Source organism: Vibrio thalassae, assembly GCF_900089835.1.
Classification (GTDB): Bacteria; Pseudomonadota; Gammaproteobacteria; order Enterobacterales; family Vibrionaceae; genus Vibrio; species Vibrio thalassae.
In genome coordinates this window covers 17,870-34,635 of sequence record NZ_OANU01000028.1, presented here as the reverse complement: position 1 = coordinate 34,635, position 16,766 = coordinate 17,870, and the positions used below count along the sequence as shown (strand labels likewise).

The 16,766-nt window shown below is 44.1% G+C and carries 14 protein-coding genes and 1 pseudogene; 7 read left to right on the top strand and 8 right to left on the bottom strand.

Annotated features, from left to right (window positions below; genetic code table 11):
• Nucleotides 1–109: 109 nt before the first annotated feature.
• Together VTH8203_RS25490 and VTH8203_RS10705 are read left to right on the top strand one after the other, a co-directional pair.
• Nucleotides 110–181, top strand: a pseudogene (locus VTH8203_RS25490) (hypothetical protein); the annotation flags it as partial.
• A gap of 607 nt (nt 182–788) precedes the next feature.
• Nucleotides 789–1,379, top strand: a complete 591-nt coding sequence (locus tag VTH8203_RS10705; protein ID WP_096993671.1) for an HAD family hydrolase — start codon at nt 789–791, stop codon at nt 1,377–1,379.
• A 294-nt stretch (nt 1,380–1,673) separates the two neighbouring features.
• Here VTH8203_RS10705 and VTH8203_RS10700 read toward each other — a convergent pair whose 3' ends face one another.
• The 8 genes from VTH8203_RS10700 to VTH8203_RS10665 all read right to left on the bottom strand — a co-directional run bounded on the left by VTH8203_RS10700 (nt 1,674) and on the right by VTH8203_RS10665 (nt 10,770).
• Nucleotides 1,674–2,096 (bottom strand): YMGG-like glycine zipper-containing protein, encoded by a 423-nt coding sequence (locus VTH8203_RS10700; RefSeq protein ID WP_096993670.1) that lies wholly within the window; start codon nt 2,094–2,096, stop codon nt 1,674–1,676.
• A 167-nt stretch (nt 2,097–2,263) separates the two neighbouring features.
• Nucleotides 2,264–4,714, bottom strand: coding sequence for a family 20 glycosylhydrolase (locus VTH8203_RS10695; protein ID WP_096993669.1), 2,451 nt, complete (start codon nt 4,712–4,714; stop codon nt 2,264–2,266).
• A gap of 10 nt (nt 4,715–4,724) precedes the next feature.
• Nucleotides 4,725–5,444: an oligogalacturonate-specific porin KdgM family protein gene (locus VTH8203_RS10690; protein WP_096993668.1), complete on the bottom strand. Its 720-nt coding sequence runs from the start codon at nt 5,442–5,444 to the stop codon at nt 4,725–4,727.
• A 120-nt stretch (nt 5,445–5,564) separates the two neighbouring features.
• Nucleotides 5,565–6,188 carry a bifunctional 4-hydroxy-2-oxoglutarate aldolase/2-dehydro-3-deoxy-phosphogluconate aldolase gene (locus VTH8203_RS10685; RefSeq protein WP_096993667.1) on the bottom strand — a complete coding sequence of 208 codons (624 nt, stop codon included), beginning with the start codon at nt 6,186–6,188 and terminating at the stop codon, nt 5,565–5,567.
• Between the two features lie 12 nt (nt 6,189–6,200).
• Complete coding sequence (locus VTH8203_RS10680; RefSeq protein WP_096993666.1) at nt 6,201–7,121, bottom strand: sugar kinase; 921 nt, start codon at nt 7,119–7,121, stop codon at nt 6,201–6,203.
• Nucleotides 7,122–7,187: 66 nt separating this feature from the next.
• A complete protein-coding gene (locus VTH8203_RS10675) occupies nt 7,188–8,684 on the bottom strand; it encodes a sodium:solute symporter family protein (protein WP_096993665.1) in 1,497 nt (498 codons plus the stop codon).
• Nucleotides 8,685–8,866: 182 nt separating this feature from the next.
• Nucleotides 8,867–9,259: a RidA family protein gene (locus VTH8203_RS10670; RefSeq protein ID WP_096993664.1), complete on the bottom strand. Its 393-nt coding sequence runs from the start codon at nt 9,257–9,259 to the stop codon at nt 8,867–8,869.
• Between the two features lie 71 nt (nt 9,260–9,330).
• A complete protein-coding gene (locus VTH8203_RS10665) occupies nt 9,331–10,770 on the bottom strand; it encodes an N-acyl-D-amino-acid deacylase family protein (RefSeq protein WP_096993663.1) in 1,440 nt (479 codons plus the stop codon).
• Between the two features lie 182 nt (nt 10,771–10,952).
• On the opposite strand from VTH8203_RS10665, the gene VTH8203_RS10660 reads away from it, so the two are divergent.
• From VTH8203_RS10660 to VTH8203_RS10640, 5 genes are all read left to right on the top strand, one after another.
• Nucleotides 10,953–12,221: an amino acid deaminase gene (locus tag VTH8203_RS10660; protein WP_096993662.1), complete on the top strand. Its 1,269-nt coding sequence runs from the start codon at nt 10,953–10,955 to the stop codon at nt 12,219–12,221.
• A gap of 11 nt (nt 12,222–12,232) precedes the next feature.
• Nucleotides 12,233–13,096 carry a MurR/RpiR family transcriptional regulator gene (locus VTH8203_RS10655; protein WP_096993712.1) on the top strand — a complete coding sequence of 288 codons (864 nt, stop codon included), beginning with the start codon at nt 12,233–12,235 and terminating at the stop codon, nt 13,094–13,096.
• 138 nt (nt 13,097–13,234) lie between these two features.
• Complete coding sequence (locus VTH8203_RS10650; protein ID WP_096993661.1) at nt 13,235–13,444, top strand: hypothetical protein; 210 nt, start codon at nt 13,235–13,237, stop codon at nt 13,442–13,444.
• Complete coding sequence (locus VTH8203_RS10645) at nt 13,422–14,645, top strand: alpha/beta hydrolase (protein WP_096993660.1); 1,224 nt, start codon at nt 13,422–13,424, stop codon at nt 14,643–14,645. Before VTH8203_RS10650 ends, VTH8203_RS10645 begins: the two co-directional genes overlap by 23 nt.
• Nucleotides 14,646–14,789: 144 nt before the next feature.
• Nucleotides 14,790–16,715, top strand: coding sequence for a GGDEF domain-containing protein (locus VTH8203_RS10640; RefSeq protein WP_158296119.1), 1,926 nt, complete (start codon nt 14,790–14,792; stop codon nt 16,713–16,715).
• Nucleotides 16,716–16,766 lie beyond the last annotated feature (51 nt).

Here is a 16,766-nt window from a genome sequence, read left to right as displayed (position 1 = left end):
TTGATAATGGCGCGAAATATTTCCGGGTTTCACGAGGTGTAAATAGAAAAGGGTTAGGAATTCTCCTACAGTTTTCAATGTTACCTATAACACTCATGTTGTTTGGGATAGATGTGCTTCTCGCTTAGAAGCCCAGATGGATGGTCCTGTTCACCTCCCTCTCGAAATGAACACTAATTAGAGGAATATCGCTGAATATGTGCAATCGGCTCAATACTATCGATCGCAATTTGTGACGATTTCGGGAACGTCATTACCGAGCGAGCTAGTAAATAGACACTGGTCGCATTGATGGGTGCACTTAAACACACTAGATTCGCCCTTTGACCAATTTCTCCAAAGACAATCCGATGCTTTGGAGACTGTTGCTCAGCAAGGTTGGAAAAAGTTCCAATCTTTGGGTTGTGTAATCTGTCTTTAGGGAACCAATATAAGTGGTCATCTTTTCCTGGACTTCGGTAATGTTAGTAACACACCATCTTGAGAAAGCGCACTTTGCGTGACAGCGTCACTTAATTAAATGTAGATAAAATTGTATTTCGTGTTCGTTCCCATTACTTCACTGATAATTCCAACCAGCGTTTAGACACTGCTCTAACGCTATGCTATTTCTCGTCAATCTATTCGAAGGTGAATATTCACGAAACCATTCGAGTATCAGAAAACAATCAAGATAATCAGAACCGATATATAACGTTTCATTAGGTCAATTAACTTTAGTTAACGTGTTAAAGCAAAGGTACATTATCATTACTATAGGTCTTCAATTGGTAGAGCGAGTGTCGTCGATGCTAAAAGCTATAGTGTTTGATCTGGATAATACATTGGTTTCATGTTCGCTAAATTTTTCTCGGCTTCGCGAAGTGTTAGGCTGTCCTGACGACATGGATTTACTTGAGCACGCTTCAAGTCATCCAAGTGTTACCGAGCGAAAGCGCCTTCACGCTATTATTATTGAACACGAAATTGAAGACGCTAAATCGAGCTCTCTTATGAAAGGCGCGTCTGAACTTTTATTGTGGATGACCTTGGCCAAGCTCTACTCTGGCGTGATTACTCGCAATTGCCATCAAGCTGCCCAAGCCAAACTTGACGCGAATGAACTTAAAATAGAAGTTTTGATAACGAGAGAGGATTTTCCGGCTAAACCCGATCCCACAGCTTTGTTTCATTTGATGGAATGCTGGCATTTAGCGTCTAAAGAGGTGCTTTATGTTGGTGACCATGAATACGACGTGTTAACGGCGAAAAATGCAGGGTGTTTAAGCTGCCTGATTACCAATGGAGATCACGTCGCCCCTGAGCAAACACAAGCCGATTTAATCTTCTCATCGCTTGAGGAACTGCATCAGCATATTATAAATTCAGGCTATTACTGACATAACGTTCAATTGCATATTGCAAAATATCTACATGATGCAATTGCATAATAGAAATTTCATTCACTTCTAGGCACTTAATATACGCCAAACCCAACGATTTTATGTTAATAAATATTGGCACGCTAAATGCATTTTATTAATTGACCTCAATTTGTTGAGGTCACCTAGCCAACTGACGTTGTTAGTGAACCTATTTGTTCACACTGTTTTAGGCCGATTGAGTAGTCAATCGGTTTTTTTTACCTACTTTTCATTGAGCGCACTTTTAGCGCGCAAAACAAGGGCGTCTGGTTAGCTCGCATCGGAAAGATGCTCATCCTGTTGTGCTTCCATATCGGCCAGTTTTTGTTCTAATTCTTTAATGCGAATTTGTGCCTCGAGCTCATCGGCGCGCATCTCTGCCTCACTGCGATGATCTTGTTTGATTCCGTCGGCCAAGATTTCAGTGCGCTTGGTTTCGCGTGAATCTTCTAGATCTTTCATCGATCCGGCCACCCCACCAGTCACCCCACCAGCTACCGCCCCCTTAACCGCCAACTCAGGTTCACCGGTCAACACTCCCAAGGTGGCACCTAATAATGCGCCTCCCGCTGCTCCACGGTTTCGAGCGGAATTTTCATTCTCTGCATCAAATGCGGGCGAAGAGCATCCGGCTAATAACGTGAGGGTAGAAATGGTAACAATAGATTTGAGATGAGATGTAGTCAGTGTCATAGGATGCTCTCGACGTTATGTGTTTACTTGTCGCTAGATTACCCCTCTAAATGCAATGACTGAATTCACTTGTCGTTATGACGCTGATAAGCCATGGTTATCAACCAACCAAGTAAAACGCCCTCATAATAATTGAGGGCGTTTGCTACTAATGTTAATGAGCTACGTTACTTTGATAATGTCCACAGCAGCATCTCTGTCGGCTTTGTCGTCGCGACAATCGTTTCGTCGATGATCTTCGCTGAATTATCGATCATAGATTGATACTCACGAGCATCCGCTGAAGAGACCACTTCCCCCGCTTGTGCTTTGGCAATAAGCGTAAGGCCAAGCTGCGCGATTTTTTGAGACGCCTCAGCGAGAGCGACAGTGTCTACTGAAGCCACATTGTTTGCAAAGACATCAGTCGCTTGCGTAGAAGCGCTGAGCAGTTGTTCGTAATGTTGTTTCAGTGGTGTCAACGCTTGCATGTTTCCACTCGCAAATTCTGTGACCAAGTCACGCATTTCATACACAGCATAGCTTTCCACCGGAAGTGCATCCGCAAAGCGATTCAAACGTTCATGCTGGTTATAAAGGTCACCATGATTCTCTGTTTGAATCCATTTTTCCCAGTTTCGTGCGTAGTATTGCGCTGGCTCGGTATACTTCGCGAGCGTGATCAACGGAGTAATGTCACGGCCATTTGCAAGTCGTTGCATCATTACTCGAGCATCAGCGTGATGTCTCATACCCAATGAGATTTCTGACCAATTATCGATAGCACGCATACGTTTATACATGCTGGCTTCATTAGTCAAATCTTCACTTGACCAAAAACGTTCTGCGATAGCATAACTACGAGGCCAAATTCTGTTCTCCATCGTCATTGAATTGATGTTCTCACCCCAAACAGTAATTTCACCGCCCAAGATCAGTTCTTTTTCTTGATCATTAAGCTCAGCGGGATAACCGCCTGTTGGCTCGGGGATTGATGCATCTGGTTGCGCCGACGATGCGACCAACTCTCCTGTGGTTGGCCATCTAACGTTACCAATTAGCTGATAGCTTCCATCAGCCAGTTGGTCGCCTGAGAATTGAAGGTTGAATTCGGTGTAAGACATAAAGTTATCGAAATGACCTCGGAATAATTTACCGGGTTCGTATTCAAGGATTTCAACTTCCGCACGTGATTTGCCATTGTAGTCGGTGAACGCTCGAACGGTACCATCTTTCGCTTGAATAATGGTGAGTAGCCCTTTACGTGGGCCACCCTTAGTGCGCGGCTTCTCCCATTGATAGCTAACAAAACGCTCTCCGTCATGGAGCTGATCATCCACCGTAAGTCCACTAGGCATTGGGTCATTGCGGTAGTGATAACTCGTCGGTTGTGGCTGATCAAGATAATAGCCTGTCGATAGCAGCCCTTGATAACCTTCTTGTGCTGCTCTACCAATACTGTCATGACCTCGCCAGCTCTGAATAACAATCGACTTTGGAAGATCTTTATGCCAGATCTCATCCCAACCAGTCATCTTCTTGCCGCGTTCTTCAAGCATGTTTTCCACTTTCGCGTTTAGGTACGACTGAAGTCCTCGTTCACCATCTAAGCCTTTTTCTTTGATAAACGCTTGGATTTCTGGGTTTTCTTGCCACTGTTTGTAGTTAGGCTCATCACCGCCGATATGGAAGTATTCATCCGGGAACAGTTCAACCACTTCATCAAATACGCTTTCTAGCATCACATAAAGATCCGGATTGGTCGGATCCATAAGCGGCTCAAATACTCCCCACTCTCTTTGCTGTGGATAGCTCTGTTCTCCAACACCCGACATCAATTCAGGATAAGCATGTGCAACGGCTGAAGCGTGCCCCGGTAAAGAGATTTCTGGAACCACACGAATGCCTAACTTGCGCGCATAATCAACGACATAACGGATTTGATCTTTAGTGTAATAGTCTCCATCTGTGGTTTTTTCCCACAGCTTGGTGTAGTTGTCTAGTTGGATACGAATACCCTGATCGTCCCAAATATGCCAATGGAAAACGTTCATTTTCGCCGATGCCATTGCGTCAAGCTGGCGTAAGATGACCTCCATCTCTATGAAATGTCGTGACGTATCATAAGAGACGCCACGCCATCTAAAGCGGGGCTCATCAACAATACTGACGGCTGGTACCGAGTAACCATTAGCGTCGGTTTGGACCAGTTGGAGAAGGGTCTCAATACCACGAATAGCACCATAGGGACGATTCGACTCCAGAACTATTTTGCCGTTACCACTGGTTAAAGTGTACGACTCATCCGCATCAATATCTTGTACGTCGCTCTTTGCTGCTGATTGAATGTCGATCACTAACGTCGCGTCATCTTCAGATTCTGCTCGCCAGTTTAACGTTGGTAGTCCCGTCTGACGCTCTAAACGCTCTATAAATCGTTTAGCGGTATAGTCGACTCGATCAGAGTTAAATCCTTTTATATAAATACTAAAGTCTTGGTCTAGTATTACGTTTCCTTGACCCAATTCCACAGACTGTGGATAAGGCATTAAGTTTAGATCGGTATTTGGTGCCTTAGCCCACACTGCCGTTGTTGTTAATGATCCGGCTACCAATAAAGATAAGATACTTTTTTTCATTATTATTTCCTTAGAATACAAAGTTCAGACCAATACGATAGCGCCACTCAGTTTCGCCTTTATTTGGTCCGGGGATATAAATGTTTTTGTCTGCATCAACGATTTCTGCGTATGGCCTCATAAAATCTGAGTACTTGTAGAGAAATTTAACGGTATGCTCACGTGCGGTTTGCTGACCATTAGCCAACTCCCCCGGATGATTAGTAATCTGGTCAAAATACGTATAGGCATATGACAACATAAAGCTGTCTGAGTTATACCCAGTCCAGACGTCATACCGGTTACGTCGTATCGTCTCCATATCCCCTTCGGCAGTGAGTGCTTCTGAACTTGAGAAATCGTATCGGTAGCGTCCGTGAATAAAGAAACCGCTATCAAAGTTATAATTAAGTTTTAAATACGGCATATAAAACGTATTACTACTTAAAAAGTTCAGCGTTAAACCAGGGTTAACAACGAAATTATCGTTGACTGCATAGGTGTAATAATTTGTTACTTCCGTATTAGAAAGTCGCAAATTACTACCAAAGCTATCTCCATACGTTCCGTGATTAACGTTGGTTAACATTTCAATACCGTAGCCATTGTCAAAATGATGGCCGAGAATAATTCGGCTACGATGTCGATCAGAGGGATCACGGTATTCATGGCGCAAATCTAAATAGGTTGTCGCCGAATATGCAGAGGAAGAAATCAGTGTTAATAAGCTTATTGATATGATTTTTTTCATTAATAATTATCTATTTTAGGGTTGTCAAAGGGCTACCCAACTAAATGGGCATAAAAAATAAAATAACTGGATTAAAAAGTGGTCAGCCTAATTACTGACCAAATAACAACAGAGAATGAGTTATTGCGTGACCGCAACGGCTTCTCGAACAAGCTCGCCAATTTGCTCCCACTGTTCATTTTCGATCAGTGATGTGGCAACCATCCAAGTTCCACCACAACATAAGACTCGGTCTAGTGTTAGGTAGTTATTGATATTCGCTTTGCTGATTCCACCCGTTGGCATAAACGCAACGTCGCCATAAGGTGCGAGCAAAGACTTGATCATATTCACACCACCTGATGCTTCTGCTGGAAAAAACTTTAGCAACGTCAAACCCAGCTCTAATGCTTGTTCAACTTGGCTCGGATTGTTGACACCTGGAATAATAGCGATGTTTTTATCCTGGCAATATTTAACTGTATTAGGGTTCAGCCCTGGCGCAACAATGAACTCTGCTCCAGCTTCAATAGCAAGGTCTACTTGTTGAGCGTTCAAGACCGTACCCGCACCAATACAAAGCTCAGGATAGGCTTCTCTCATCGCTTTGATAGACGCAGCCGCTGCGTCTGTTCTGAAGGTCACTTCTGCCACAGGAAGACCGTTATCCACTAGCGCTTTGGCAAGAGGAATAGCATGATCGACGTTATTAATCTGAATGACAGGAATCACTTTGAATTGTTGAAGTTTTTTAACGAGTGACATGTTGTTCTCTTTCTAAAGTAAATGGTCCATCGCACCAAGTGGGACAATTGCGCCCGAGTGTTGAATAACAACAGCGGCAACAGAGTGGGCAAATTTTGCCGAGGATTCATTCGTGTCTCCACTTAATCGCGCAGCAAGATAACCGGCAGCAAAAGAATCCCCCGCTGCGCATGTATCAACCACATTCATAACTCGAGTAGCGAAAACGAAAGATGTGTGATATTTCCCCTTATCTCGAGTCAGCAACTTACAAGGTTCGCCTCCTCGCTTAATCACTACCTCGTTTATTCCAAATCGTTCACAACGAGACTCTATTGTTTCTGTATCGCCCCATACTTCAATATCATCATCTTCCGTAAGCAGCGCAATATCGACGAAAGGCAATAACATTTCATACCAACCACGAGCTTGGGATTTATTCCATAGCTGAGGTCGAAAATTATTGTCAAAGATGACTTTTTTGCCACTAGCATGGTGGTTCTTCGCCATCTCTACCACACGTTGTTTTGCGCTGTCGTTCAATATGGCTAAGCTAATACCACTGAGATAAAGCGCATCAAACTGATTGGCAGCTAGCGCTACTTCCAATTTGCTTACTGCATTATCAAAGTAATATTTCGCCGCGCTGTCACTGCGCCAATACAGAAAGGTGCGTTCGCCCGTTGCATCGGTTTCGACTAAGTACAAGCCAGGTTGCTTACCTGAGATCGTTTCAATTAATTGGATCTCGATATATTCATCATTCCAAGCCTGCTTCATTTCATTTGATAGCGGATCGTCACCTAAACCGGTCGCATACGACACTTGTATATCGCGAGTTCCACCAAGCCTTGCCAAATAGAGGGCCGTGTTAAGAGTATCGCCGCCAAAAGTTCTTCTTAGTGGATCACCACTAAGCTCAACCATACACTCACCAAAGAATGCTACTTTCATCATAGCCTCGTAAATATAACGTTGTTGAAACAAGGAGCGCGGTTAACACTCCTGATTTATCTTTGATTATTCCGTAACTGGTGTTGGTTTTGCAGAGTTCTCTTGAGAGGCCGAGCCTAACTCCATTTGAGCTCGCTCAGCATCAAGAATGGCTTGAGCTTGTTCTGGAGATACCTTGTTTGCGGGAGTAACAAGACTCACCATAACACCTGCAATTGTCGCTATTGTTACTGACGGGATAACTGGGTTGCCCCAGAATGAGGTTAGGTCGGCACTCAACATGACTGTGAATGATGCCGCTGACGCGCCTACCAGTGTCGCAATCGCACCTTGCCAGGTATAACACTTCCAAAAACGTCCCAACATCCCGCATACGAACATGCCTGACATCACCGTCGAGATCATCTTGGTGATATAGCCAATAATATCATTCGATGTCAGTGCAAATAGCAACGCAAAGCCGATGACAACAACCAGAGCTAGACGAGAGTAATTCAGCATCGATTCTTTGTTTGGTACGCGGCCCGTAAACATCACGTATACGTCGCGAAGAAGGATTGAAACGCCCGCAATCGCATCTGAACTCGCACTAGACATGGTCGCTGATAAGCCTGCAATAAGAACGATCATTCCGACACCAACCGGTAAAACTGTCGCGGCAATATAAGGGAAAGCAAAGTTAGCGTTATCCAAACCTGGCTCTATTGCGTGAGCCGCCATACCGATGATGGCTGGAATAATCGAGAAAAATAGATATAGAACACCTGATAGAACAAACGAACGGCGAATGGTTGAAACATTTTTACCCGAGTAGATTCTCTGACGGAAGGACGGTGTTGCCAGAACACCTACACCGATAACAACGGCAAGAGACACCGCTGGAATAAGACCCAGTTTCTCAATCGCAAGGAAGCTGGTTGCTGCTGGATCCATTGCTTCGTATAAGTTATCCATACCACCAATGTGTTGTACCGACAGCACTGCCATCAAGATAAAGCCAACGAATAGGATAATTGCCTGAATGGTGTCAGTCCAAACTACAGCGGTATAACCGCCAATGACGACGTAAATGGTGAATGCAGCAGCGATAACCACTTTAGCCACGTTGAGGTCAATATCAGCGATCCACGCCAAGTACATACCACCACCAAGAATGTGCGCTCCAAGCCACCCAATAGAAGCTATAAAGATGAGTACACCAACCAGGTTTTTGACTACACGGTTTGCACCAACGTAGTAGGCGAGTTCTTCACTCATTGTCATAAAATTGAGCTTACGAACCGGCGCAAACCAAAGTGCCAAAAGCAAAATACCTAAGGCACCACCGATACCATAAAGTGCACCCGCCCAACCATTTGCGTAACCAAAGCCAACTGCGCCCATACTCGAGCCAGTACCAACCATAGTTGCTACCGTTGTACCAAGCACAAGGAACAGAGGTAAACCACGTCCACCCAACAAAAAGTCTTCGCCAGACTTTTGGTTTCGTGATACGAACCATCCTAGCCAAATAAGAAAACACACATATATTCCGAAGCCGGATAAAAATAGTGTACTGTTCATTGAACACCTCCAGAGATATAAGTAGCTTATTAAGCGACTTACCGTTTTACGTTATTTAGTACTCAAAAGTAAGGTCTACCTTTGAGTTAATTCCATTTAGATTGTAAATATTTATATTTTTGTGAAGGGTATTGCGATGAATACCCTTATATTTTTTTAACTAATCATTTTATTCGGTACAATTAACGGCGATCTTCACGATAACATGTCACATCAACTTCAACTTTCACATCGACAACAAGGTCGCAAACCATACAGATGCGAGCTGGTGGATTTGCACCAAAGAACTCTTTAAACACTTTATTGAACGACTGGAAGTAGCGCGAATCCGTAAGTACCACTTTGACGTGTACTACATCCTCTAAGCCATAGCCGGCCTCTTGCATAATGTCTACGCAGTTTTGAATTGCTAGTCGAGATTGGTCAACAATCCCGCCTTCAACGACTTCGCCGTCTGTCATTGGCGTTTGACCTGAAACGTAGAGAAAGCCTCCCGCTTCAGTTGCGCGAGCGAATGGTAAATGTTGACCACCTGTTCCGACACCACCTTCTACACCATAGCGCTTAATCGTCATTTTAATTCTCCAATTATCTATTTTCTTAATTAATTTTATATATTCTAATTCGAATATTGCTCAGTAAAATATTACTTCTCTTGACGATAAATAAATCGCCCAAATCTATTATTAGCCACCTCTTTATTGGCGTAGCTAATATTTCCGTTAACAAGTACACACTCGATTCCCTCTGCCACTGAAATAGGGCTTTCGAATGTTGCGGTATCTTTTATTTTCTGCCTATCAAAAATAACAATATCGGCAAACGCTCCCTCTTTAATCACACCACGATTCAAAAGGTTATATCGAATTGCAGACATACCTGTCATTTTGTGAACCGCTTCTTCTAGTGGAAACAGTTCGCGCTCTCGGCAATAGTGACTGAGTACTTTGGGGAATGTTCCCCATAAGCGCGGATGTGGGTGCGGATCATTTGGTAATCCGTCAGATCCCACCATAGTAAGTCGATACTTGAGTACTCGTTCAACATCGGCCTCATCCATACAATGGTAAACAGCGCCTGCTGGCTGCAGTGCCTTTGCCGCTTCGAGCAGGGGTAATCCCATCTGCGTGGCGATATCCGCTAACACTTGCCCCGCGTATTCTGGCTTGGCCTCGGACCAAGTAATGAAAATGTCAAAGTCTTCCGTTACCTGTTTTAAATCGAGCGTAGAAGAACTCGCAGAATATGGATAACAATCACAAGACACATCTTGGTGTTGAGACGTTGTTTCCATTAAATCAAGCACTTCAACCGTTCTACCCCAGTTACCTGCTCCAGCACATTTTAAGTGCGATATGACCACAGGGACTCTAGCGTGTTTTCCTGTCTCAAATGCTTCTTCCATCGCTTGTAAAATAGCTTCGAACTCTGTTCTCATGTGCGTGGTATAAATACCATCATGCTCGGCAAGCACTTCAGCCAATCGCATAACCTCACTGGCGGTCGCTTGCTTCGCACTGGCATAGGCTAACCCTGAACTCAAGCCTAACGCCCCTTGCTGCATAGCAAGTTCCAGGGAAGCTCTCATCGACGCTAACTCGTCTTCGCTCGCTTCCCTTAATAGATCATCCATTACGTTATTACGTAATGTAGTATGGCCGACTAACGCTGCTACATTGACAGCTGGTTGGGCTCTTGATACCGCCTCGGCATACTGTGCAAATGTGGGATACTTAAAGTCTTCTTGCTTTCCCAACAGATTCATAGGATCAGGAGGCGCGCACTCTAAAACCGCAGGTGAGGCACTAATACCGCAGTTGCCAACAATGACCGTTGTCACACCTTGACTGATCTTTGGTAAACAATCCGGGTAACGAATTACGTTAGTATCGTCGTGAGTATGTACGTCAATAAAACCGGGACTAACAACCAAGCCATCAGCATCAATCACCGCTTTTGCTTGCTGTTTTGCTAGATCTCCGATTTTTACTATTCGGTCTTCAATTAACCCCAAGTCCGCTGAGTATGCTGGAGCATTGGTACCATCGACGATTTCTGCGTTTCTAATAATAATGTCGAACAACATGACCTTCTCTCTCAGTTCGTGCATTTCACGTAAACAATCATAATTATTTACCCACACAAACACAGTGACTAATTACACACTTTCTCCATCGAAGTTTGATATTTTCTAACATTGATATTATTATAGCTAGCTTAAAACATTAAATATCAACAACTTAGCCCATGTTAGAAAGAGAGTTATCAATGATAGATTTTGATAGAAATGATAGAAACAAACAGAAACTTAACTCTTTAGCATTTGCGAGAGGAATGAAAGGTGTTGCGGTGACTCCAAAACCCAAAGCCAAGTACAGCCTGATAGATGAAGAGATTAGCCTTCCTGTCGCCGTGATAAACAAGCAGGCACTGACGAACAACATGGATTGGATGCAAACGTTCGCGAACTATCATGGCGTTAAATTGTGCCCGCATGGTAAAACCACAATGACGCCAGAATTTTTCGCGATGCAAAAGGCTAAAGGCGCCTGGGGTATCACCGTTGCTACCGCCCCACAAGCGGAAACAGCAGCCTGTGCAGGTCTAACTAACATCATGATCGCCAACCAACTTGTGGGACGAGCAAACATGGCAATGGTGGCGCGCATAAAACAGGAGTCCCAAGCTAGAGTGATCGTATGTGTTGACTCTAAGCTCAATGCCGATCAGCTTAACCAGTTCTTTTCGACCACTGGCTCAAACATTGAAGTATTAATTGAATACGGTGTCGTAGGCGGGCGATGCGGTTGTCGTTCGCGACAAGAAGTCATTGAACTTGCCAAACACATCAGCACGTTGCGTCATGTTTCCTTGGTCGGGATTGAAGTCTACGAAGGCGTGATTCATGGCGGTGATGAAGAGTCACTGGTTAGGGCCTTTTTAACCAACACCATTGCGCTTGGACGCGAGTTAATTGAGCAAGAGTTATTACCTTCTAACCCCATCCTAACCGGAGCGGGATCGGCTTGGTACGATGTTGTAGCAGAAACCTTTGCCCATTTACCGGACTTTGAAGCGATCATTCGCCCAGGGTGTTACGTTATACATGACACAGGTATCTATCTAGAAGCACAAGAAAAGGTAATGGCGAGAGCCACTAAGAATGGCGGCTATGCCTGTGATCTAGGCGGTGACCTCTCCTCTTCTCTCGAAGTATGGGCTTACGTCATTTCTCGACCAGAACCCACCAAAGCCATTGTCGGTCTTGGCAAAAGAGATGTCGCGTTTGATGCAGGCTTACCGATCCCTGAACGGATTTATCGCGCTGGCAACGAAATCCAAGAAAGCGACATCGTCGCCACTGATGTGATGGATCAACATACGTTTTTATCTATATCAGCCGAGTCCTCTCTTCAAGTTGGTGATATGATTGCGTTCTCAACGTCACACCCGTGTCTCACGTTTGATAAGTGGCGTCTTATCGCAATCAGCGACGACGAATATTTCGTTGACCAATGGGTAGAAACGGCTTTTTAGAAGGGAAAGTTTTGACCGTAGAAGTAGACATTATTTCTCAGATCACGGAGCGCTACAGTGCGCTTCGTGATGCTGAAAAAAAAGTAGCGGATTTAATTACCGATGATATTCATTCCGCAGCGAATGCAAGTATTACCGAGTTAGCACAACAAGCTAACGTTAGTGAGGCAACGATCACACGATTTGCAAAAGCGGTCGGCTGTATCAATGTTAGAGATCTAAAAATCAAGCTTGCACAATCACTAGCCGTTGGACAGCGCTTCATTATCGAGCCACCCGATCAAACCAGTCATCAGGGTATTTATGAATCGATCAAACAAGCTCTAGACATCAATCGAGCCCTGATCAATGAAGCGGATATTCGCCAAGCGGTAACCTTGCTCCATTCAGCTAGACAAATCATCGCCATTGGCGTGGGTGGCGGTTCAACCATCACATCTCAAGAGCTTCAGCATCGCCTGTTCCGTCTTGGTTACCCTGTAGTCTCCTACAATGATGGGCTGCTGACCAGAATGGTCGCAGCGACGGCAGATGCTAATGATGTCATGGTCGTCATCTCCGCTACTGGACATACTCCCGTGATCGTCGAAACTGCCGAAATTGCGCAACAATATGGGGTAAAACTCATCGCTATCACGCCTACTGACTCTCCATTAGCCAAGCTTAGTGATGTAGTGCTTCCAATTGTTCATAAAGAGACTGACTTTATATACAAACCGTCTGCATCTCGATATGCCATGCTCGCGCTTGTCGACGTTTTGTCAATGGAGCTTGCTGTCAATCACAAGCGTCGCTCTCGCGATCGCCTAAGGCGCCTCAAACTTGCTTTAGATACTCACCGAACAGGAAGTGATCGCCAACCTCTGGGTGATTAAAAATAGTCAAACATGAACGTTTTAGTGAACTAGCGTTCATGTTTGGTTCATATTGATTGCTCTATTATCTCATCATCAAGGAGCGATACACATAAAGACTGATCCATTTTCCAACGCTGTTTATCACGAGAGGTCATTATGAAAAAAGCACTCCTAACCGTTAGCGCACTATTTATTGGATTTTTCGCTATGATGTTCAGTTTAGTTATGGCAATCCCACTAGCTATTGCTGCCTACATCACGGGTAATCGTATTAAAAAACAGCTCGACAGAGAGCTTGCCCAGCAAAAACAGAACATGCACGGCAATACTATTGAAGGTGAATATGAAGAAGTCTCGTCTAAGTAAATCTGTTATGCGCGAAGCACGTTCGCGACATAAAAGAAAACTAGTCGCACTCGTCTTCTATATTTCTGTCTTTATTACCGCAGGTGTATTTGGTTGTTCCACCAAGAACACAGACCCAGCGTACCTAAAAGCACAGGCACTTCCGGCCTATCAGCAAGCCTCATTTGAGCAATATATCCAAGACACTCAACAGTGGCTTGCTGACAACCGCGTGTTTAAATCCAATAATCACCAGCAAGAAATCTTACTCAATAGCCCATTCGAGTTGATTCCTAACACTCCGAACGGACAAGCCGTTTTGCTCGTACACGGGCTAGGCGACTCACCATATTCATTTCATGACATCGCCGCCCATCTTGTCGAGCAAGGCTACCTAGTCCGCGCAGTATTACTTCCAGGTCATGGCAGCAAAGCAGGTGATTTGCTGCTACCAAGCTTTGCCGATTGGGAAAACCTTGTTTCTCATCACGCGCAACTGCTGCTCAATGATTATCCCAATATTTGGTTAGGTGGCTATTCTACAGGCGCCAACCTTGTAACCTCTTATGCGCTCAATGATGAGCGAGTATCAGGCTTACTGTTATTCTCGCCTGCCTTTCAGCCTAAATCTGGGGCAGTAAAATACGCTCGTTTTGCCAGTTATTTCATGGATTGGGCTGACCAAGACCCAGAAAACAATGTTCTACGTTACAACTCTTTGCCAATGAACGGTGCCGCTGTTTACTACCAAACATCAAAAGTTGTCCAAGATGAACTGAAGATGCATGCTTTTAACAAGCCTTCGTTATTAGTTTTGAGTGAAACCGATAGTGTGGTAGATACTCAAGCAGCGTACCAAACGTTTGAACACCGTTTTACCAACGAAAATAGTCGACTGATCTGGCAAGGTGAGCATCCTCCTCAGGGTAAGAGAGTATTGTCCCAAACCATGGTATTGCCCGACTACCGAGTATCTAACGGCTCCCACATGGGCATGTTATTCAGTCCTAACAACCCCTACTACGGACAAGAAGGCAGCATCACCATTTGCGACAACGGTCAACGTGAAGTGGACTTTGAGAACTGCGAATTGCGAGACACCGTTTGGTACTCTGCATACGGTTATCAGGAGCCAGGTAAGATCCATGCACGGTTAACCTTCAATCCGTATTTTAGTCAGCTCATGCAATCTATTGACTTAGTAATGAAACCTAAATCTTAACGTAGCACCACTTAGATTGTTTTTTGACCACCCAACACAGTCATTACAACATTTTTATTGATATCAGTTCCAAAAATGATAATTTGACGATGACAATTTAAACATTTACAATACGACGTACTTATTGCTTCGTATGTCATCTCAGTGCTAATCGTTATCCGACTGTGTTTCTTATTAACCATTGTTTTATTTGCGTTGAGCTCAAGGACCGCTTTTGCCCATTTTTCTCCGCTTAATTTAGTGGAGAATAAACCATACAAAGACACCGCAATTGCTTTAAGCACGACGCGTTTCTCCAACTCCTCCGATGGCGCACACCTTATAGAACAACTTTACCGTACCTCGCTCATCGGCAAAGACCCTATTACTGCCTACTATTATTATCTCGCTAAGTTCAAATATTATCGCGCTCAGAAGCGGCCATCAGACGCTCGCAACATGTTAAAAGCGCTACGCAAAGTAGGCACAAACAATGATCTGGTTTGGGTCGTTGCAGAAAGCGATATGTGGTTAGCGACGTTTGACATTACAGATGGTCGTTATGATGTAGCCTTACAACGCGCGCACAATGCACTGGTGGTGGCTAAGGACATTGACTATTTGCATTTAGAAGCGCGAATTCACAACCTTATTGCGGTGATCCATTCGAGCCAAAATCGCCAGCTTCAAGCCAAGAAAAGCTATACCACCGCATTAGAACTGTTTCGAACCTTAAATGATGCCGCTTACGTAGTAAAAGTGATCTCTAACATCTCTCTCATTTACGCTGACTTAGAAGAGTGGGATAAGGCGCTAAAATATAACCAAGAAGGTTATTTCTGGCTGTTGAAAAACCAGAAAACCATGTTAGAGCAAGAAGCGATCTTGGCTATCAATCGTTCAATTATCGAAGGCAATCTCGGTCATCTTCAACAACAAGCCGAGTATTTAGACCTTGCAGAAATCAAAGCTGAGCAACTCGGTGAAGTAAGCTTAATCGCCAATGTAACAAGCAATAAGGCTTATAACTTACTAAAAAAAGGAAACTATCAACAGGCGAAGTTGGCGGCAAAAGAGTGTCTAGCAATCGCCGAACGACACCAGCTCAAGACCCAAGTCCCTCATTGTATGACTCACCTAGGGCAAGCGCTTAGTTTTCTTGGACAGAACCAAGAGGCCGAGTCGCTTCTCATTAGTGCGACAGAGCAATTTCTCGCCCTTAAAGATCCGTTAAATACAGCAAAAGCTTACAATCAACTCGCAGAGTTTTATGCTCACACACAGCAGTTTGAGGAGGCTTATAAAAATGCTCGACGTTATCAGGAAGAGAACGAAATATTATTGTTTGATAAACGACAAAAAGCACTGTTTGAACTTGAGCAGGTACACGCAGATTCAGAGAATGAACATAAAATTACTCAACTTCATACAGAGAATAAACTCAAACAAAGCCTTATCGAGAACCAAGACTCTCGTGAAAAGATGTGGGCGGCCATCTTGGTAGCAGGCATGTTTGGTTTTTTGTTGTTGTTCAAAAGTAAAAATACCCTTCAGCAACAAAATATCTCTCTATTGTCCACCAACCATTCGTTGCGCGAACAGAGCATGATTGATCCTTTGACTCGGGTTCCAAATCGTCGATTCGCTGAGCACTACTTAAGTGGCGATAGAACCCTGCCGGGTAATGGACACATTGCCATCGGCCTGATTGATATTGACCACTTTAAAGCCATTAATGACAAACTGGGGCATGCCGCAGGCGATATTGTACTGCAAGAGATTGCGCAGACACTCAATAACCTTTTGACTGATAGCGAGTTGTTGGCACGATGGGGTGGCGAAGAGTTTCTTATTCTTGTTCGTGCTGCAACTATTTCGAAACTGCAAGAGCGATTGGCAACGTTGAGAACCGCCGTCGAGTCCATCAATTTGTATTTCGATGAAGGGAGTTTGATAGTAACAACGTCTATTGGAGCGACTCTGTTAGGCCCAACTAATTATCAAAAGCATTGGCGAAATAAGCTCGACATTGCCGATAAGAATCTCTATCGAGCGAAATCTGAAGGGCGTAATAAAGTGGTATTTTCTTAACCTTAGCTCAGTATGTAGATACGCTCAGTATGCAGATAAATAGTTTGTTAA